At 66.2% G+C, this 19,330-nt stretch carries 17 protein-coding genes and 1 other RNA gene; 7 read left to right on the forward strand and 11 right to left on the reverse strand.

Translation table 11 applies throughout. The features are described from left to right. Nucleotides 1–2: 2 nt before the first annotated feature. The 4 genes from AC1KVG_RS03530 to mraZ form a co-directional block, all read right to left on the reverse strand. A complete protein-coding gene (locus tag AC1KVG_RS03530) occupies nucleotides 3–1,871 on the reverse strand; it encodes a peptidoglycan D,D-transpeptidase FtsI family protein (protein ID WP_006452805.1) in 1,869 nt (622 codons plus the stop codon). 67 nt (nucleotides 1,872–1,938) lie between these two features. Further along, entirely contained in the window at nucleotides 1,939–2,202 is a 264-nt protein-coding gene (gene ftsL, locus AC1KVG_RS03535) for a cell division protein FtsL (RefSeq protein ID WP_005991913.1), read from the reverse strand. Then, the gene (gene rsmH, locus AC1KVG_RS03540; RefSeq protein WP_481093623.1) at nucleotides 2,199–3,242 is read right to left on the reverse strand and encodes a 16S rRNA (cytosine(1402)-N(4))-methyltransferase RsmH; all 1,044 of its coding nucleotides are present in this window, start codon (nucleotides 3,240–3,242) and stop codon (nucleotides 2,199–2,201) included. The genes ftsL and rsmH overlap by 4 nt, the downstream gene beginning before the upstream one ends. Nucleotides 3,243–3,256: 14 nt before the next feature. Continuing rightward, complete coding sequence (gene mraZ, locus AC1KVG_RS03545; protein WP_095574949.1) at nucleotides 3,257–3,712, reverse strand: division/cell wall cluster transcriptional repressor MraZ; 456 nt, start codon at nucleotides 3,710–3,712, stop codon at nucleotides 3,257–3,259. A gap of 314 nt (nucleotides 3,713–4,026) precedes the next feature. On the opposite strand from mraZ, the gene AC1KVG_RS03550 reads away from it, so the two are divergent. Genes AC1KVG_RS03550 through AC1KVG_RS03560 form a run of 3 tightly spaced genes read left to right on the forward strand, consistent with a single transcriptional unit; the run spans nucleotide 4,027 to nucleotide 5,410 of the window. Then, entirely contained in the window at nucleotides 4,027–4,794 is a 768-nt protein-coding gene (locus AC1KVG_RS03550; protein ID WP_481093523.1) for an NRDE family protein, read from the forward strand. Between the two features lie 50 nt (nucleotides 4,795–4,844). Beyond that, the gene (locus tag AC1KVG_RS03555; protein WP_481093524.1) at nucleotides 4,845–5,096 is read left to right on the forward strand and encodes a type II toxin-antitoxin system CcdA family antitoxin; all 252 of its coding nucleotides are present in this window, start codon (nucleotides 4,845–4,847) and stop codon (nucleotides 5,094–5,096) included. Beyond that, nucleotides 5,093–5,410 (forward strand): CcdB family protein, encoded by a 318-nt coding sequence (locus AC1KVG_RS03560; RefSeq protein ID WP_481093525.1) that lies wholly within the window; start codon nucleotides 5,093–5,095, stop codon nucleotides 5,408–5,410. The genes AC1KVG_RS03555 and AC1KVG_RS03560 overlap by 4 nt, the downstream gene beginning before the upstream one ends. A 268-nt stretch (nucleotides 5,411–5,678) precedes the next feature. Here the strand turns inward: AC1KVG_RS03560 and rnpB are convergent. Beyond that, an RNA gene (gene rnpB / locus AC1KVG_RS03565) (RNase P RNA component class A) lies at nucleotides 5,679–6,028 on the reverse strand. 145 nt (nucleotides 6,029–6,173) lie between these two features. Then, nucleotides 6,174–6,995 (reverse strand): 16S rRNA (cytidine(1402)-2'-O)-methyltransferase, encoded by an 822-nt coding sequence (gene rsmI, locus AC1KVG_RS03570; protein ID WP_481093526.1) that lies wholly within the window; start codon nucleotides 6,993–6,995, stop codon nucleotides 6,174–6,176. Nucleotides 6,996–7,077: 82 nt separating this feature from the next. Between rsmI and AC1KVG_RS03575 the strand changes: the two genes are divergently transcribed. From AC1KVG_RS03575 to AC1KVG_RS03590, 4 genes are read left to right on the forward strand one after another with little or no spacing between them, the layout of a single operon-like run. Beyond that, complete coding sequence (locus tag AC1KVG_RS03575; protein WP_481093527.1) at nucleotides 7,078–8,808, forward strand: penicillin-binding protein activator; 1,731 nt, start codon at nucleotides 7,078–7,080, stop codon at nucleotides 8,806–8,808. Between the two features lie 4 nt (nucleotides 8,809–8,812). Beyond that, the gene (locus tag AC1KVG_RS03580) at nucleotides 8,813–9,181 is read left to right on the forward strand and encodes a YraN family protein (protein WP_006451851.1); all 369 of its coding nucleotides are present in this window, start codon (nucleotides 8,813–8,815) and stop codon (nucleotides 9,179–9,181) included. A 16-nt stretch (nucleotides 9,182–9,197) separates the two neighbouring features. Next, nucleotides 9,198–9,737, forward strand: a complete 540-nt coding sequence (locus AC1KVG_RS03585) for a metal-dependent hydrolase (RefSeq protein ID WP_481093528.1) — start codon at nucleotides 9,198–9,200, stop codon at nucleotides 9,735–9,737. Then, nucleotides 9,734–11,122: an FAD-binding oxidoreductase gene (locus tag AC1KVG_RS03590; protein WP_481093529.1), complete on the forward strand. Its 1,389-nt coding sequence runs from the start codon at nucleotides 9,734–9,736 to the stop codon at nucleotides 11,120–11,122. Before AC1KVG_RS03585 ends, AC1KVG_RS03590 begins: the two co-directional genes overlap by 4 nt. Nucleotides 11,123–11,354: 232 nt before the next feature. Here AC1KVG_RS03590 and AC1KVG_RS03595 read toward each other — a convergent pair whose 3' ends face one another. The 5 genes from AC1KVG_RS03595 to kdpA all read right to left on the reverse strand — a co-directional run bounded on the left by AC1KVG_RS03595 (nucleotide 11,355) and on the right by kdpA (nucleotide 19,315). Then, nucleotides 11,355–12,071 carry a response regulator gene (locus AC1KVG_RS03595; protein ID WP_481093530.1) on the reverse strand — a complete coding sequence of 239 codons (717 nt, stop codon included), beginning with the start codon at nucleotides 12,069–12,071 and terminating at the stop codon, nucleotides 11,355–11,357. Then, on the reverse strand, nucleotides 12,061–14,721 hold the full coding sequence (locus AC1KVG_RS03600) for a DUF4118 domain-containing protein (protein ID WP_481093531.1): 2,661 nt from the start codon (nucleotides 14,719–14,721) through the stop codon (nucleotides 12,061–12,063). Before AC1KVG_RS03600 ends, AC1KVG_RS03595 begins: the two co-directional genes overlap by 11 nt. Before the next feature lie 61 nt (nucleotides 14,722–14,782). After that, nucleotides 14,783–15,436, reverse strand: a complete 654-nt coding sequence (gene kdpC / locus AC1KVG_RS03605) for a potassium-transporting ATPase subunit KdpC (RefSeq protein WP_481093532.1) — start codon at nucleotides 15,434–15,436, stop codon at nucleotides 14,783–14,785. Between the two features lie 3 nt (nucleotides 15,437–15,439). After that, the gene (kdpB, locus tag AC1KVG_RS03610) at nucleotides 15,440–17,488 is read right to left on the reverse strand and encodes a potassium-transporting ATPase subunit KdpB (RefSeq protein WP_183086888.1); all 2,049 of its coding nucleotides are present in this window, start codon (nucleotides 17,486–17,488) and stop codon (nucleotides 15,440–15,442) included. Between the two features lie 12 nt (nucleotides 17,489–17,500). Beyond that, nucleotides 17,501–19,315, reverse strand: a complete 1,815-nt coding sequence (gene kdpA / locus AC1KVG_RS03615; protein ID WP_481093533.1) for a potassium-transporting ATPase subunit KdpA — start codon at nucleotides 19,313–19,315, stop codon at nucleotides 17,501–17,503. Between the last annotated feature and the right edge of the window lie 15 nt (nucleotides 19,316–19,330).

A 19,330-nucleotide genomic window follows, 5' to 3' on the forward strand; every position in this document is an offset into this window, starting at 1 on the left:
GCTCACTGGCGGCTCTCCTGCAGCGGTGCGGGCTGGGCCGGCGCGGGTAGCGCGGCAGGTGCAAGTGCGGTTGGAATACCGGCAGACACTTCATCCACCGGATCCGGCATCAATGCCGGGTCCAGCTCGGGCGGCTGCGGCTTGGCGATCGGCTGCCCGGTCTTGCCGGCGGCCTGTGCGGCCAGCCACGACTGGATGTCGTCCGGCGGCACGTCCATCAGACGCAGCGCGCCTTCCATCACCTTGTGGAAAACCGGTGCCGACACCAGGCCGCCGTAATACACCTTGCCCTGCGGATCGTTGATCACGATGACCGTGGCAAAGCGCGGGCGCGTGGCCGGCACCAGACCGGCGAACAACGCGTTGTAATGCCCGCGCTCGTAACCGTTGGCGCCGTTCTTGCGCGCGGTACCGGTCTTGCCGGCCACGTGATAGCCCAGGATGGCCGCGCCCTTGGCACCGCCCTGGGTGACCACGGTTTCCATCATGTCGATGACCTGGCGCGCCACTTCCGGCGTGACTACCTGGCGGGTCTCATTGTGCTGGCCGCGTACGAAGGTCGGCGGGGTTAGCTTGCCGCCGTTGCCCAGCGTGGCGTACGCCTGCGCGATCTGCAGCGGCGTCACCGATAGGCCATAGCCGTACGACATCGTGGTCTTGGACGGGCCGCTCCAGCGCGCCGGCTGCAGCACCACGCCAGAGGATTCGCCGGGAAAACCGCTATGCGGCGCGCTGCCGTAACCAAAATTGCGGATCGACTGATAGAACGTCTGATCCGGCACCTTGGCCGCAATCTTGGCCGCACCGATGTTGGAGCTGCGCGTGATCACGCCGGTGACGTTGAGCACGCCGTTGTTGCGTGGCACATCGCGGATGGTGAAGCGCCCCACGGCCATGTAGCCGGGGTTGGTGTCGATGATGGTGTCCTTGGTCACCACGCCGGCCGTCAATGCAGTGGCCACGGTGAGCGGCTTCATCGTCGAACCCGGCTCGACCAGATCGGTGACCGCGCGGTTGCGGCGCGCCGACGGATTGATGCCGGTGACCGAATTGGGGTTGTAGGTGGGCAGGTTGACCATCGCCAGCACTTCGCCGGTGGCCACATCCATCACCACCATCGAACCGCCGGCAGCGTTGTTTTCGACCAACGCGTTGCGCAGCTCTTTGTAGGCCAGGAACTGGATGCGGCGGTCGATGCTCAGCGTCAGGTCCTTGCCCGGCTGCGCAGGGCGCACCAGATCCACGCTCTCCACGATCGCGCCGCGCGCATCGCGCACGACTTTCTTGGAGCCCGGCTTGCCGCGCAGCCATTCGTCGAAGGCCAGCTCCAGGCCTTCCTGGCCGCGGTCGTCGATATTGGTAAAGCCCAGCACATGGGCCATCGCTTCGCCTTGCGGATAGAAGCGACGGAACTCGCGCTGCGAGAACACACCGGGAATCTTCAGCTCGACGATGGCATGCGCCTTGTCCGGATTGATCCGGCGCTGCAGGTACATGAATTCCTTGCCGGCCTTCTGCGCCAGCTTGGCGTTCAACTCGTCCAGCGGCTGGCCGAGCGCCTTGGCCAGCTCGGGAATGCGGTCCGGATTGCGCAGCAGTTCCTGCGGATTGACCCAGATCGACTCCACCGGCGTGGACACCGCCAGCGGCTCGCCGTTGCGGTCGGTGATCATGCCGCGCGAGGTGGCGATCGGAAGCTCGCGCAGGTAGCGCGCTTCGCCCTGGCGCTGATAGAAATCGCGATTGACCAGCTGCACGAACGCCGCGCGGCCGATCAGAGTCACCGAGCACAGGCCCAGCGCGATGCCGACCAGCGTCAGGCGGCCACGCAGGTTGAAGTTGCTGCGCGCGCGGTTGCGGCCGGCTTTCATGGCGCACCTCCGTGTGCGCCACCCTGCGGGCGGCTGCGCCGTGCAAAACGGCTGTCGTGCCGTTCTGTCATGGGCGCACCACCACGATGTCGTTGGTCTCCGGGAACTTCATCCCGATGCGCGCACGCGCGACCTGATCGACGCGATTGCTTTCCGCCCAGGTGGCCTGCTCCAGCTGCAGCCGGCCGAATTCGATATTCAATTCATCGCGCGTGTGCTCGAGCTTGGACAACTGCACGAACAACTTGCGATGCATGTGGCGCATGTACACCACACCGATCGCCGAGGCGATGCTGCAGGCGAGCAGCACGATGAGCAGCAGGCGGCTCATTGGGCGTCTCCTTGAGACGCCGGGATTGGGGATTGGAGATTGGGGATTCGCTCAGCGCGCTTCTCCAATCCCGGATCCCCAATCCCCAATCCCAGCTTCTCAGCCACCCGCAACACCGCACTACGCGCGCGCGGGTTGACGCTCAACTCGTCGAAGTCTGCTTTGATCGCGCCAGTGATCAACTGCAGCGTCGGCACGAACGGCTGCGCTTCGGGCAGGCGGCGATTGCTCGGCGGGGCCTTGGCGTAGCGGGCCATGAATTGCTTGACGATGCGGTCTTCCAGCGAGTGGAAGCTGATCACCGCCAGGCGGCCGCCGGGCTTGAGCGCGCCCAGGGCGGCATCCAGGCCGGCTTCCAGATCGTCCAGCTCGCGGTTGATGTAGATGCGGATCGCCTGAAAGCTGCGCGTGGCCGGATGGGTCTTGCTGTCGCCGCGCGGCATCACCGAGGCGATCAGGTCGGCCAGTTGCGCAGTGCGCAACAACGGCTGCTCGGTACGGCGCGCCACGATGGCGCGTGCGATGCGGCGGCTCTGGCGCTCTTCGCCATAGGTCCACAGCACATCGGCGATGTCGCGGTCGCTGGCGTGGGCCAGCCACTCGGCCGCGCTCTGCCCGGCATCGGGGTCCATGCGCATGTCCAGCGGGCCGTCCTTGCCGAAACTGAAACCGCGCCCGGCCACATCCAGCTGCGGCGAGGACACGCCCAGATCCAGCAGGATGCCGTCGACGGTTGCCGCAGCGACCACCTGGCCCAGACCGGCAAAGCTGCCGCGATGGATGGACACGCGCGCATCGCCACCGAACGCTTGTTCGGCCACCGCGATCGCGTCGGGGTCCTTGTCCATCACCAGCAGTCGACCTCCCGGGCCAAGGTGTTGCAGCACGCCACGAGCGTGTCCGCCACGCCCGAACGTGCCATCGAGATAGGTTCCGTTTTCGATCACCTGCAGGCCATCCAGAACCTGCGTGTACAGCACCGGCACATGGGCTGCCGGCGGCTGCGACACCGGGTGACCGGGCTGCGCTTCACCGCGCATCCGGGCACCCCGGCTCACAACCTGAGATCGAGCAATTCATCGCCCAGATCCCCGTCAGACAATGTCTGCTGGATCAGTGCGCGATGTGCCTGCTCGCTCCAGAGTTCGAATTTGTCGCCCATGCCCAGCAGCACGGCCTTTTTCTCGATGCCGACCGCATTGCGGTGGCTGGCCGGGATGCTCAGACGGCCGTTGGCGTCCAGCTCCAGCATTGCGGAAGAACCCACCAGTTTCTGCTGCAGCGTGCGGACCACGCGCTGGGTATTGGGCTTGGACATCACATCGTCACGCACCCGCTCCCACTCCTTTTCCGCATACAGCCACAGACATCCGGCTTCGAACGGGTTGTAGGTGAGTACCAGGCGGTTGCCGCTCGCACGCGTGACGAGGTCGCGGTACGCGGTTGGCACCGCCATACGCCCCTTGTCGTCCACCGTGATGGCAGTCTCGCCCTGAAACACCGAATGCAACCTCGAATACCCGCTGGGGGATCATTGAACCACGAAAAACCACAAAACACCTGGTTTTCCCTCCGTTGCCCACCTTAGCAGTGCGCCGAAGGTTGTCAACAACTTTGGAGGCCACAAATCGCCAGTTGCATCAATGAGTTGCAGCACTCTTTAGAGACTTGTTCAAAGGTTATCCACAAGTTGCTGTTTCGTCTCAGATTTTGAGATTGAACAAAAGTTCAGGGGTGTGAAGGCCATGTAAACTCGACCGTGGTCTCACTTCACATTGAGCCGGCTACACGTCATGACTGCGCAAACCGGCGACAATCGGCGCCATGTGCCTGGTTGCTCTCGCCTGGAAAGCTCACCCCCGCTGGCGTTTGCTGCTGGCGGGCAACCGCGATGAATTCCACGAGCGCCCCACCGCGCCGCTGGCACGCTGGGCAGCGCCGGCCGACGGCGTGCTGGCGGGCCGCGACCTACGCTCGGGCGGCAGCTGGGTAGGGCTGGGCAACCACGGTCGCGTCGCGGTGGTGACCAACGTGCGCGACCCGCTCGCCACCGCGTCCGGGCGCTCGCGGGGTCATCTGATTGCCGATTACCTGGCCGGCAGCCTGGATGCCGCTGCCTACGCCAGCGATCTGGCAGCGGCCGCGCACGAGTTCCCGCCCTTCAACTTATTGCTGTGCGATGCCGAGCGTTGCGAGCACCTCAGCAACCACCCGCCACTGGCCCGCACGCTGGCGCCCGGCATCCATGGCATGTCCAACGGCCCGCTGGACGCGCAGTGGCCCAAGACCGCCGCACTGACTAATGCATTGCACAACTGGTGCGCCACCGACAGCGACGACCTGCAACCCTTGTGGACCGCCCTGGGCAACCCTGCAATCGCACCCGACGCCGCGCTTCCCCACACCGGGGTGGACTTGGCCACCGAACGCCTGCTCTCTGCCGCCTTCATCACCGGCGCCAGCTACGGCACGCGCGCCAGCACCATCGTGGCGGTGGACCAGCAAGGCCGTGGCTTCATCCACGAACGCCGCTTTGGACCAAACGGGATCTTCCAGGGCGAAACACGGCTGGACATCGCCGGCACGCATTGACAACCCGGCATCATGCGCATAGCATGCGCATACTCCACTGGAGGCTGCTCATGAGCCGTTATTACGATAGTTCCGCGCAAAAGAAGCCGCTAAACCTGACCATCAACTCGGACTTGGCCGCGCAGGCACGGGCGATGACTGGCAACCTGTCGGCAAAGGTCGAGGAACTGCTGGCCGAGTACGTGACAAAAGAACGCGACAGCCACAGCGCCCGAGCAATGGAGCTGCAGCGCGCCGCAAGCGAATGGAAGACCTTCACTGACGCGCACGGCTCCTTCGCCGACGAGTTCTCCACGCTATGACCGACCAGTTCGATGTCTACGCGAACGTCGGCCAGAACAAGAACATCCCGTACGTGGTCGTCGTCCAGTCAAAGATCTTCGACGCCTCACCTCGCCGCGTCGTCGTGCCCCTGGTCCGAAAGTCCAACCACTCCCCCACCCCCTCCCGCTTCACCCCGGAACTCACGGTGGCCGGCCACAGCGTCATCCTGCAACCCCTGGAAATGACCTCGGTGCCGCTGGCAGTGCTCAGCAAACCTGCCGGCTCCCTGAAAGACCAGGGCCAAACCATCATCGACGCCCTGGACGAACTGTTCACCCGCTCATTCGGCTAACGCCGAACACGACCGCAGGTGAAACACCAACGCGTCGTCGGCCGCGAGGGCGAAGCCCAAGCCACGTAACGATGACCGCAGCAACCAGATCGCATTGATCGCACCCAAGGCAAGGCGCCCAGCAAATCACCCGAGTGCAAGCCCCCTTGAGTCAAGGGGGCGCGGCGACAGCCGCGGGGTTCTGGCATGCCCGGAGCGGGACCCGCGTTTTGTACCGCCACCGGCGGTACGAAGCGTGGCCGCCTTTTTGGGCCTACGCCCAAAAAGGCGGCGGAGCCGGCCGATAAGCCGGGTTCTGTCGTGGACAGTCATTCGTCTAGGCGCTACGTCACCGCAGCGCTCAAGCAACCTACCCGGATCCAGCGCGGGCCACGCCAATGGATCCCTATTTGGTCTTGCTCCAGGTGGGGTTTGCCGTGCCGGTCCGTTACCGGACTCGCGGTGCGCTCTTACCGCACCATTTCACCCTTACCGGCTCCCCGAAAGGAACGTAGGCGGTATCTTTCTGTTGCACTTTCCGTCGGCTTGCGCCGCCCAGGCGTTACCTGGCACCTTGCCCTATGGAGCCCGGACTTTCCTCGGCACTCTTGCGAGTGACGCGACTGTCTGGCCGACTCCGCCGGGGCGCACTATACGCTATCGCCACCGTGCAGAACGGCGCAGCGCTGCCAGCCCCGCCATTACCGGTAGGAGCGCACCTGGGCGCGAGAAGCCTTATCGAGAAATCACAGTCGCACGCAAACGTGCTCCTGCGATGGCAAACCTACCCGCCATACAACGCCTTGCGCGGCGCACCGGTCAGCTCGGCGGCCAGCTTGGCGGCGGTGGACGGGGACAGGTGCTCGGCAAGCTTGGCGTAGACGCGGCGGCCTTCGGCGAGTTGGCCTTCGGCGGCGTCGGCGGCGCCCTGCACCATCACCACGAACTCGCCCTTGCGCTGGTTGTCGTCGGCTTCGACCTTGGCCTGTAGCTCGGCCAGGGTGCCGTCGAGCACGGTTTCGAACAGCTTGGTCAGCTCGCGGGCGATCACCGCCGCGCGGTCGTCGCCGAAGGCGCCGCGCAGGTCGGCCAGCGAGTCGACGATGCGGTGCGAGGATTCGTAGAACACCAGGGTGCGGGTTTCGCCGGCCAGGTGCGCCAGGCGTTCGCGGCGGGCAGCGCTTTTGGCGGGCAGAAATCCTTCGAAGCTGAAGCGGTCGCTAGGCAGGCCGGCCACGCTGAGCGCAGCGATGGCGGCGCAGGCGCCCGGCACCGGGCTGACCCGGATCCCCGCCGCGCGCGCGGCGCGCACCAGCTTGAAGCCGGGGTCGCTGACCAGCGGGGTGCCGGCGTCGCTGACGATGGCCAGCGACTCGCCTTCGCGCAGGCGCGCGACGATGCGCTCAGACATGGCTTCTTCGTTGTGGTCGTGCAGGGCCAGCAGCGGACGGTCGATGCCGAAATGGCCGAGCAGCTGGCGGGTGTGGCGGGTGTCTTCGGCGCAGATCGCGGCCACGCCACGCAGCACCTCCTGCGCACGCGGCGACAGGTCGGCCAGGTTGCCGATCGGCGTGGCGACCACATGCAGGGTTCCGGGGGACGTCATCAGCGGTATTTCCGGGGGCAAAGGGTAGAATCGTAGCGTTTTTAACGGTCCGCCCCGGCGGGCCCCGTCCAATGGATCTGAAATGAACAAGCGTGTTGCAAGGATCTCCGCCCTGTCGCTGATGGTCATGCTGGCCGCCGGTTGCGCCACCAGCAGCGTCACCCAGACCGCTTCGCCCACGCAGAGTGCGGCGCTGGCGTTGCTGGACCAGGGCAAGCCGCGCGAAGCCGCGCAGCAATTGGAAGCCGAGGCGGCCAGCGCCAGCGGTGCGCAGCGCAGCCGCTTGCTGGCCGCCTCGGCGTTCGGCTGGCACGACGCCGGCGATGACGCACGTGCGCGCACATTGCTGGAGCAGGTGACTCCACGCCATCTCACTGGCGAAGACCGCGCCCGCTTCGCGCTGTTGACCGGCGAGCTGGCGGTGATCGACAAGCAGGCCGCGCAAGCGCTGCAGGCGCTGGGCGACAGCCCGCAAGGCCTGCCGCAGCCGTTGCAGACCCGCTGGCTGCTGGCACGCGCCGCCGCATTGGAAGGCACCGGCGACCTGTTCGGTGCCGCCGCCGACCGCGCACGCGCCGATGCCAGCCTGACCGGCACTCCGCGCAGCGAAAACCAGCGCGCGATCGTGCGCCTGCTCGCCGCGCTCGACGACGCCACGCTCAAAGGCCGCACCGCTGCGCTGCCGGCGGGCGACCCGCTGTACAACTTCGCCGGCCGCGCCATGATCAGCCGGGGATTGGCGCTGCCACGCGCGTTCGAGCGCGATGCGCAGTGGGGCTTCGACACCAGCAAGCGCCCGCCGGCCGAGCGCGATGGCTACCGTCCGCCGATCAAGCTGGGCGTGCTGCTGCCGCTCAGCGGCAGTCTGGCCACCGCCTCGGCGCCGGTACGCGACGGTCTGTTGGCCGGCTACTACGCCGAAACCCGCCGCCGCCCGGAACTGCGCTTCTTCGATACCGCCGGCACCGCCGCCGGCGCCAATGCCGCCTACGACAAGGCCGTGAGCGCCGGTGTGGACTACGTGGTCGGCCCGTTGGGGCGCGACGAAGTCAGCGCGGTGTTCGCACGCGGCCAACTGGCGGTGCCGGTGCTGGCGCTCAACCGCCCCACTGATAACAAGGCGCCGCCCAGCGGCAGCGCCGGCTTCTCGCTGGCGCCGGAAGACGACGGCATCATGGCGGCCGAATACCTGCTCTCGCGCGAGCGCCGCAACGTGCTGATCGTCGGCACCGGCGACGACAACGGCAAGCGCACCATCAAGGCCTTCCGCGACCGCTTTACCGAACGCGGCGGCACCGTCGCCGGCAGCATCAGCGTGGCCGAAGTGCCGGGCGATATCGGCGCGCAGCTACGCAATTACGGCACTGCCGATGCGGTATTTCTGGCGGTGCGCGGCAATACGGCGCGGGCGCTGGCGCCGCAGTTGGCGTTGAGCGGATTCGCCGGCAAATCGCGTGTGGGCACCTCGCAGTTGGTGGCCGGCACCGGCAAGGTCGAAGACGATTTGGCGCTGGACGGCATCATCTACCCGAGCGAAACCTGGACCGCCCTGGGCGTGTCCGGCCTGCCGGCCTCCACCCAGGTCGCCAGCACGCTGCCCAGCGCACGCGGGCCGGGCGCACGCCTGTTCGCATTCGGCTACGACGCCTGGAAGATCAGCGCGTATCTGGAAAAGCTGGCCACCGGCGCCGACGGCGGCCTGCGCGGCGCCACCGGCACCTTGCATCTGGATGGCTTCGGCAACGTGTTGCGTACACCGGCGTGGTCCACCTTCAACGGTGGCCGCCCGGTGCCGATCGCCGACGGCCGCTGACGCCATGCCGGCAGCACGTCAGCAACGTGGTGCGGCGGTGGAAGCATTGGCACGCGCGCTGCTGGAGCAGGCCGGCCTGCGGCTGGTCGTGGCCAATGCCAACTACCGCGGCGGCGAACTCGATCTGGTGATGCGCGACGGGCAAGCGCTGGTGTTTGTGGAAGTACGTTATCGGCGCGACAACCGCTTCGGCGGCGGCGCGGCATCGGTGGACCGGCGCAAGCGCCGCAAACTGGTGCTGGCCGCGCAAGTGTTTCTTGCCTATCACCCGGCACTGGCAAGCTTGCCGTGCCGCTTCGATGTGGTCGAAGCCAGCGGCGAGCCGCCGGTGCTGAACTGGATCCGTGACGCCTTCCGCGCCGACGACTGCTGACAACGACCCACGCGCGATGCCCACCATCCTCACCCACGCTGCGGTGCCGCTGGCGCTCTGGTGCGCCAGCGAACGCGGCCGCCTCTCGCAGCGCTTGCTCGGTGCCGGCATCGTGGCGGCGATGTTGCCGGATGCCGATGTGCTGGCGTTCGCGCTGCACATTCCTTATGCCGATGCGTTCGGCCATCGTGGTGCCAGCCACTCGTTGGTGTTCGCCGCGGTGATTGCATTGATCGGTGGCATTGCGCATCGCGTGTTGCGTGCGGATGCACTGCAGGCCGCAGCGTTCTTGTTTGTCTGCACCGCATCGCATCCCGTGCTGGATGCGATGACGTCCGGCGGCCTTGGCGTTGCATTGACCTGGCCGTGGAGCGATGCGCGCTGGTTCGCGCCGTGGCGGCCGATTCGCGTGTCGCCATTCGCCAACGGTTTCTTCAATGCGCGCGGCCTCAGCGTCCTGCTCTCCGAGCTGCGCTGGGTCTGGCTGCCGCTCACCGTCGCAGTGCTGGGGTGGAAATGCATCCAGCGTGCGGCACCACAGGATCACCCGTCATGACCGATGTGCTTCCCACCGTGCTGGCCGAACTGCTGGCCGCACGACTTGGACCCGATGGCTGGTTGACCGGCGACGATGCGCGGCGGCGTTATGGCGAAGACGATTCGCGCAGGTGGGCATTGCCCGCCGCGGTCGCCTTGCCGCGCGATACCGATGAGGTGGTCGCCATCGTGCAGGCCTGCCGCGCGCATGGCGTGCCGATCGTGGCGCGTGGCGCGGGTACCGGCACCACTGGCGCGGCAGTGCCGTTTTCCGGCGGCGTGGTGGTGTCGATGGCGCGCATGAACCGCATCCTTGCGCTGCGTCCGGCGGATCGCTGCGCGATCGTGCAACCGGGCCTGCTCAATGGCGACTTGCAACAGGCATTGCAGCCGCACGGCTTGTTCTGGCCACCGGATCCGTCCAGTGCGGACATCTGCAGTGTCGGCGGTAATCTCGCCACCAATGCCGGCGGCCCGCGCGCAGTGAAATACGGCGCCACCCGCGACAACGTGCTCGGTTTGGTGGCAGTGACCGGCACCGGCGAGGTGATCCGTTGCGGCGGTGCGTATACCAAGAATTCTACCGGCTACGACCTCACGCATTTGCTGGTGGGCAGCGAAGGCACCTTGGCCATCATCGTCGAAGCGACGTTGAAGCTGACGCCGCGCGCAATCGCACAAGCCGGTTTGCGCGCGCTGTATCGCGATGCGGCCACCGCTGCAGCCGCGGTGTCGCGCATCATGGCGCAACCGACCACGCCGACGATGCTGGAATTCATGGATGCCAGCGCAATCGCACTGCTGCGCCGCAACGGCAGCGATGTGCCCGAGGCAGGCGCGATGTTGTTGATCGAAGCCGATGGCGATCACGACACCTTGCCTTATGCATTGCAGGCGTTGCACGACGCCGCCAATGGCGAGGGCGTGTTGAGCCTGGACGTTGCCGCCGATGGCAGCGCGCGCGACAAGTTGTGGGCGGCGCGGCGCGCGCTGTCGCCGGCATTGCGCACGATCAAGCCGGGCAAGATCAACGAAGACGTGGTGGTGCCGGTCTCGCGCATTCCAGAGCTGGTGGCCGGTGTGGAAGCACTCGCTGCGGAATTCGCATTACCCATCGTCGCCTTCGGCCATGCGGGCAACGGCAACCTGCACGTCAACATCATGTACGACCCGGCCGATGCCGATGAAGACGCAAGCGCACACGCCGCATTGCCGCGCCTGTTCGCATTGGTGCTTGCGCTGGAAGGCACGCTCTCCGGCGAACACGGCATCGGCGTGGCCAAGCGCGATTTCATGACACAGGCGTTCAGCGCACCGACGCTGGCGGCGATGCGTGCGATCAAGGCCGCGCTGGATCCGGCTGGGATCTTGAATCCGGGAAAAGTGCTGCCGCCGCTGGAGTGAGCGTTTGCTCCCCGGCGACACCGCAGCGCACGACAACGATGCACCGCTGACGAAAATCGCATAGCTTTCGGTTTGTGTGATGCACGCAGCGCACCTGCACCGGCGCTGTTACCGCGCGCTGGATCGCATCGTCCCGGTATCTGCGCCACTGCGGCGAACTGCATCGGGCAATAGACGCAGCACCGTGCTCGCGCGGTAACGGGCGCCTGGTTGGTCAGGCGGTGCGATCAACTCAACGCGTCACACCAATAAAGCGCAGCCCCACACCCGGCTCGGTCACGATGTACTGCGGGTCGGCGGCATCGTCGTGCAGTTTCTGGCGCAGTTTGCCAACCAGGATGCGCAGGTAATGGGTGTCTTCTTCGTGGGTGGGGCCCCACACCTCGCGTAGCAGTTGCGGCTGGGTGACCACGCGGCCGGCGTGTTTGAGCAGCAGTGCGAGCAAGGCGTATTCCTTGCGACTCAGCGGTACCGCTTCGCCCGCCAGCGTGACCTCGCGCAGGCCTAGATGAATATGCAGGCGGCCGTCGTCGAACACGCTTTCTTCCGCCGTGCTGCCGGCGCCGGCCTGGCGTAGCAGCGCGCGGATGCGTGCCATCAGTTCCTGCACGCCGAACGGCTTGGTGACGTAGTCGTTGGCGCCGGCATCGAGCGCGGCCACCTTTTCGGTTTCGCCGGCGCGCACGGTGAGCATGATCACCGGTACGTTGGACCACTGGCGGATCTCGCGCAGCACTTCGTGGCCGTCGCGATCGGGCAGGCCGATGTCCAGCACCACCAGTTCGGCGCCCTGCCCGGCCAGCAGGGCCAGGCCTTCTTCGGCGGTACCGGCCTGCAGCACGCGGTAGCCCTGCGCGCGCAGGCTGATGTCGAGAAAGCGGCGGATCTGCGGCTCGTCGTCGACGATCAGCACGCGGGCGGGCGGGATGGCAGTGGGGTCAGTCGGCATCGGGGCGAGGTGGCGCGGCAGGAACGAGCAAAGGCAGCGTAATGCGGATCGTGGTGCCGTGACCATCTGCGCCGGCCAGCGCCTCCACGCTGCCGCCATGCGCGCCGATCATGCCCTGGCAGATGGCAAGGCCCAGGCCGGTGCCATTGCGACCGCGGTCGCCACGCTCGACGCTGTAGAACATGTCGAAAATGCGTGCGCGCTCGTCTTCGGGAATGCCCGGTCCCTGGTCGCCGATATCGATCTGCAAGGCGCCGGCCTGCAGCCGCGCCTGCACAGTCACCGCCACGCCCGGTGGCGAAAATTTCGCCGCATTCTCCAGCACGTTGAAGATGGCCTGTTCCACCAGTGCCGGATGCACCCAGATGGCTGGCAGGTCGGCGGCCAGATCCAGTTGCAGGCGCACGGCCGGCTGGTAGCGCTGCAGCCGACGCGTGGCAGAGCCGAGCAGCTCGTCCACGCCGATCCAGTCGCGATTCAAGGTCAGCCCGGTGTGGCCGAGCCGGGTCATGTCGAGCAGGTTCTGGATGTAGCGATCCAGCCGCTCGCCTTCGAGCTGGATGGTGTCGAGCAGGCTGTGGCGGTCCTGCGCGTCCATCGCATCGCCGTAGCTGGCCAGGCTGCTGGCCGAGCCGATCATCGACGCCAGCGGCGAGCGCAGATCGTGCGAGACAGACGACAGCAACGCCGAGCGCAACCGCTCGGTTTCGCCACTGACGCGCGCGCCTTCCAGATCGGCGACCAGGCGCGTGCGCAACGCGGCCTGGCCGATGTCTTCCACCATCGCCTCGGCCAACCGGCGTTGCTCCAGGCCGGGCCGCTGTACGTTCTGCCGGAAGCGCAGCGCGGCCACACCCAGGCTGCCGCGTTCGTGCCGCACCGGCAGGCACCACCACTGCGCGCCGGCCAGCGTATCGGTAAAGCGGCCGGCCGGTTGACCGTGGCGCTGGGTCCAATCCGCCGCGCTGCGATCGAGCGTGCCGAAGCTGGCCGGCGTATCGCTTTCACGTTGCTCCAGACGCAACCAGGCTTCGGCATCCAGTGCGGTGGCCAGCGCGCGACGGCCGGCTTCCAGCACCTGGCCCAGATCGGCGGCGGTGCTGAGTTCGCGCGCCAGCGTCTGCAGTGCATTGGCATGCGTGTTGGCGGCGCGCAACGCCAGCACCTGGCTACGCAGGCGCGAGGCCAGGCGCCCGGCCACCAGTGCGGCGATCAGGAACAGGCACACCGTCACCACGCCCTGGCGCGCGCTGATGTGCAAGGTGAAGCGCGGTTCGATGAAGAAGAAGTTGTAGGCGACAAAACTCAGCAGCGCGGCGATCACCGCAGCGGCCATGCGCGTGCGCGAAGCCACCAGCACCACCGCCACGATGAATACCATCGACAGATCGTCGATGTCGGTCCAGCGCTGGATCACCCAGGCCACCGCAACGGCTGCGGCAGCCGCGATCGCCGCAAACGCCAGGTCGTAACGCTGCAGCCACTGGCGCGGATTGCGCCAACGCTGGCGTGCGCGTGCACGCGCATCGGCAGAGCTGACGATGACCAGTTCGTAATGCGCGCCACGCTGCAGCAATTGCTGGGTCAGCGTGCGGTTGAACATGCGCGCCAGCGGGCGCTCGCGGGTGCGCCCCAGCACCAGCGTGGACACGCCGTTTTGCGCGGCGAAATCCAGTAGCGCCTCGGCGACGTTGGCGCCGTGCAGCAACGCGGTGTCGCCACCCAACCGGCGTGTCAGTGCGAACGCGCGGTCGATTTCCAGCTGCCACGCGGCATCGGCCACGGTGCGCGCCTGCACGGTAACCACCGTCCACGGCGCATCGCGGCGCTCCGACAATCGCCGCGCCACCCGCACCAGATAATCCGAGCTGCCACGCCCATCGATGGCCACCACCACGCGGCGACGCAAGGCTGCGGTGCCCGGCAAGCCGCGCGCGGCCTGGGTGTCGCGCAGATCGCTGTCGACGCGATCAGCTGCGGTCTGCATTGCCAGCTCGCGCAAGGCAGTGAGGTTGGAGGGCGAGAAAAACGCCTGCAAGGCCTGCGTGGCCTGCTCGGGCAGATACACCTTGCCCTGCTGCAGCCGTTCGATCAGTTCGCGCGGCGGCAGATCCACCAGCACGATGTCGCGCAGGCGGTCGAACACCGCATCGGGCACGGTCTCGGACACGCGCACGCCGGTGATGCGCAGCACGATGTCGTTGAGGCTTTCCAGATGCTGGATATTGACCGTGGTGTAGACGTCGATGCCTGCATCGAGCAGTTCGACAATGTCCTGCCAGCGCCGCTCATGCCGGCTGCCCGGCACATTGCGATGCGCCAGTTCGTCGATCAGGGCAAGCTTGGGCTTGCGCGCCAGCAGCGCGTCCAGATCGAATTCCTCCAGCACGCGGCCCTGGTAACTCACGCGCGCGCGCGGTAGCAGCGGCAGGCCCTCCAGCAGCGCAGCGGTTTCGCTGCGGCCGTGGGTTTCGATCACACCGGCCACCACGTCCATGCCCTGCCGCAAGCGCTCGCGTGCGCGCGACAGCATGGCGTAGGTCTTGCCCACGCCGGGCGCCGCGCCCAGAAACACGGTCAGACGCCCGCCATGTTCGCGCTGCAGTTCGCCGATCAGCGCGTCGGCTTGTTGGGTACGGGCGTCGGGCATTGGGGCCGGGATTGGAGAGTCGGGATTGGGGATTCGTGGAGCCTACCGCGACCTGATGGCTCTAGCGCTGTTGCCTTGCTCCATTCTCGATTCCCGACTTCCGATTCCCAGCCACATCAAGCGCCAGATTCAGCGCCAGAACATTCACTCGCGGCTGCCCAAGCAGCCCGAACTGCGGGTGTTCGGTGGCGGCCTGCACCAGGGCGGCGACGCGCTGTTCCGGCCAGCCGCGTGCGTTGGCGACGCGGCGCAGTTGCACCTGCACGGCAGCAGGGCTCAGGTGCGGGTCCAGACCGCTGCCGGATTGGGTGAGCAACTCGCTAGGAACTGCCCCGGGCGCGATACCGTCGCGTGCAGCAACTTCTGCACGCGTTGCCGCGATGCGCGCTTGCAGGTCGGGATTGGAACGCGCCTGGTTGCTGCCGGCGGCCGCAGTCGGGTCGTACTTGGCAGCCGAGGGGCGTGGCTGGAAATAACGCGCATCGGCGAACGGCTGGGCGACCAGCGCCGAGCCGACGACGCGCGCGTCCACACGCAGCAACGAGCCGTGCGCCTGCGCAGGAAACAACGCGCCAGTGATGCCGGTGGCGATCAGCGAATAGCTCAAGCCCAGGCCGAGCAGGATGAACAACGCGAGCATCACCGAACCGCGTAGAGCGCCGTCGTCGCGCAACGGGAGCGACGTGGATAGGTTGGTGTTTGAAGAAATCGTCATGACTCAGTTTCCTACAGCGGCGACAAGCGCCAGGTCGATCAACTTGATTGCGGCAAACGGCAGCAATATCCCGCCCACGCCATAGATCAGCATGTTCCGGCGCAACAATGCAGTGGCGCTGGAGGGACGAAAGCGCACGCCGCGCAAGGCCAGCGGAATCAATGCCGGAATGATCAGCGCATTGAAGATCAACGCCGCCAGCACCGCATGCCGCGGGCTGGACAACTGCATCACGTTGAGCGCGGCCATCGACGGAATCGCCGCAGCAAACAGGGCCGGCAGGATCGCGAAATACTTGGAGACGTCGTTGGCCAGCGAGAAGGTGGTCAGCGCACCGCGCGTGATCAGCTGCTGCTTGCCCACTTCGACCACCGCCAGCAATTTGGCCGGATCCGAATCCAGATCGACCATGTTGCCGGCCTCCTTGGCCGCCTGCGTGCCCGAGTTCATCGCCAGGCCCACATCGGCCTGGGCAAGCGCCGGTGCATCGTTGGTACCGTCGCCCACCATCGCTACCAGCCGCCCACCGGCCTGCTCTGCACGGATGCGTGCCAGCTTGTCTTCCGGGCGCGCCTGCGCAATGTAATCGTCCACGCCGGCTTCGGCGGCAATGGCGGCGGCAGTGAGCGGGTTGTCGCCGGTGATCATCACCGTCTTGATGCCCATCGCACGCAGCTGCGCGAATTTTTCCTTGATGCCCTGCTTGACCACATCGCTCAGCTCGACCACGCCCAGCACATGCCGGCCTTCGGCCACCACCAGCGGCGTGGCGCCGCCGCGTGCCACTTCTTCGATGCGCCCGTTCAATTCCGGCGACACCGTGACGCCCATTGCCTGCACATACGCCACGATCGAGTCGCCGGCACCCTTGCGAATACTGCGCCCAGCGATATCGACGCCGGACATGCGCGTTTGCGCAGTGAACGCAATGAAATGCGCGCCGTCCGGTTCGACTGCCACCGCACCCTGCTGGCGCGCCAGCTTGACGATGGATTTACCTTCCGGCGTCGGGTCCGCCAACGATGCCAGCATCGCTGCATCGCGCAGTTGCGCACGGTCGATGCCGGCCAACGGATGAAACGCAGTGGCCTGACGGTCGCCGTAGGTGATGGTGCCGGTCTTGTCGAGCAGCAACACGTCCACGTCGCCAGCCACTTCCACCGCCTTGCCGGATTTGGCCAGCACATTGGCCGACAGCGCGCGGTTCATACCGGCGATGCCGATCGCCGGCAACAGCCCGCCGATGGTGGTCGGAATCAGGCACACCAGCAGTGCGATCAGCAGCAGGGGATCCAGCGTGACGCCAACGAAACCTGCAATCGCCGGCAACGAGGCAACCACAATCAAGAAGGTCAGCGTCATCGCCGCCAGCAACAAGGTCAGCGCGATTTCGTTCGGTGTCTTCTGCCGGTTGGCGCCTTCCACCAAGGCGATCATGCGATCCAGAAAGCTGTGGCCCGGCTCGGCGGTGACCTTGAACACGATCTCGTCGGAGAGCACGCGCGTGCCGCCGATCACGCCGCTGCGATCGGTGCCGGCTTCGCGCAACACCGGTGCCGATTCGCCGGTCACCGCCGCTTCGTTGATCGTTGCAACACCGCGCACGATTTCGCCATCGGCCGGGACGAATTCGCCCTCGGACACCATCACGTAGTCGCCCGGGCGCAGCTCTGCCGCCGGCACGCGGGTCTCGCGGCCACCGAGTGCGGTTTCCACGCGACGCGCGACCAGATCCTTGCGCGCCCGCCGCAGCGATGCGGCCTGCCCACGCCCGCGTGCTTCGGCGATGGCTTCGGCGAAATTGCCGAACAACACAGTGACAAACAGGATCGCCGTCACCGCCCAGCCGAAGCCGGCGTTGCCATGCCCGCTGGCGGTGATCACCGCCGCCAGCACCGTGCCGCCCATCACCACCGCCATCACCGGGCTGCGCAGCAGATGCCGCGGCGCCAACTTGAGGAAGGCGGCACGCATCGCCGCCATCAGCACGGCAGCATCGAACAACGCTGCGTCGCCGCGCTCGCGTTTTTCAGTCGTATCGATCGTAGACATTGCTCAAAACTCTCAGGACGCCGCCAGGGCGAGGTGTTCAGCGATAGGACCCAGCACCAGTGCCGGCATGAACTGCAGCACGGTGAGCACCAGCACGATCGCCATCAGGGTCAACGCAAAGGTGGGGGTTTCGACCTGCAGGCTGCCGGCAGACTCCGGCGCGCGCCGCTTCACAGCCATGCGCGCCGCCACCATCAACGGCAGGATCAACGCCGGATACCGGCCCAGGACCAGCACCACCGAGCAGCTCAGGTTCCACCAATACGTCGCATCGCCCAGGCCCTCGAAACCCGACCCGTTGTTGGCGAAGGCCGAGGTGTACTCGTAGAACACCTGGCTGATGCCATGGAAACCGGGATTGGAATTTGCGGTGAAAGACGGCACTGCCAGCGCCACCGCGGTGAAGCCCAATACCACCAGCGGCTGCAACAGAATCAATAGCGCAAGCAATTGCACTTCACGCGATTCGATCTTGCGGCCGAACAACTCCGGCGTGCGTCCGGTCATCAACCCAGCCAGAAATACGCTCAACAGCAGATACACCACGAACTGCTGCAAACCACAGCCGATGCCGCCCCAGATCGCATTGATCAGCATGTTCACCAGCGTGACCAGGCCACTCAATGGCGCCAGCGAGTCGTGCATCGCATTGACCGAGCCGTTGGAGGTCTGTGTGGTCAACGCTGCCCACAACGCCGAGGCATCCGCGCCGATGCGCACCTCTTTGCCTTCCATCAAAGCAGGCGAGCTCGTGCTGGCCGAATGCGCTTCAGACCACAGCAACAGCGCGGTGGATGCGACCGACATTGTCAACATGGTGCCGAATACCAAGGCGGTGAGACGTTTGCGCCCGGTCAGATAGCCGACCATGAACACCACGCTCATCGGCAACAACACGATCGCCAACGTTTCCAGAAAATTGCTTAACGGCGTGGGGTTTTCCAGCGCCACCGAACTGTTGGGGCCGTACCAGCCACCGCCGTTGGTGCCGAGCTGCTTGACCGCGACCATCGCCGCAACCGGGCCGACTGGAATGGTCTGCTTGGACATGCTCGCACTGCTATCCAACGGTGTCGCAGTCGCCGCGCCCTGCAGCGTGGACGGCACACCTTGCCAGCCGAGCAGTACGCTCCACAGCAGGCACAGCGGCAACAAGACGCGCGTGCTTGCGCGGATCACATCGGCCCAGTAGTTGCCGACGTCTGCTTCGGGCAAGGTTTCCAAGCCAGAACTCGACTGCTGCCGTCCCTGGCACGACATGACGATCTCCGGATTGTCCGGCCCGGCCATCCGTGGCGAGGTACTCGTCGTCGCGTTCGATACCAGCGAGGCATTGGACACGCTTGCGACAGCTCGCCCGCCGAACAAGGCACGCAAGGTCGACACTGCCAACGCCAGGCCCATCATCGGCGTCACCACCTGCAGGCCGACGATGCCGGTCATCTGTGCCAGATACGACAACTGCGCCTGGCCCGAATAATGCTGCTGATTGGTGTTGGTGACGAACGACACCATGGTGTGCAGCGCAGTATCCCAGCGCATGTTGGGGATGCCGTCGGGATTGAACGGCAGCCACGCCTGGGTCATGAACACCGCCCAGGTCAGCAGACCAACAACCAGGTTGCTGAGCAAGAACGCCACGGCATAGCCGCGCCACGACATGCCTTGCTGCGGACGGGTACCGAGCAACGCATACAACGGCCGCTCGATCCAGCCGAACAGCGCATCGCCACGCATCGGGGCGCCGCGCATCACCGCCGCCAGATAGCGACCCAGGGGCCACGCCAGTACGATGGCCAGCGCATAGATAAGTAGGGTTTCAATCATCGGAGCGCACTCGCA

The sequence above is a fragment of the Xanthomonas sp. NCPPB 3959 genome, assembly GCF_056675575.1.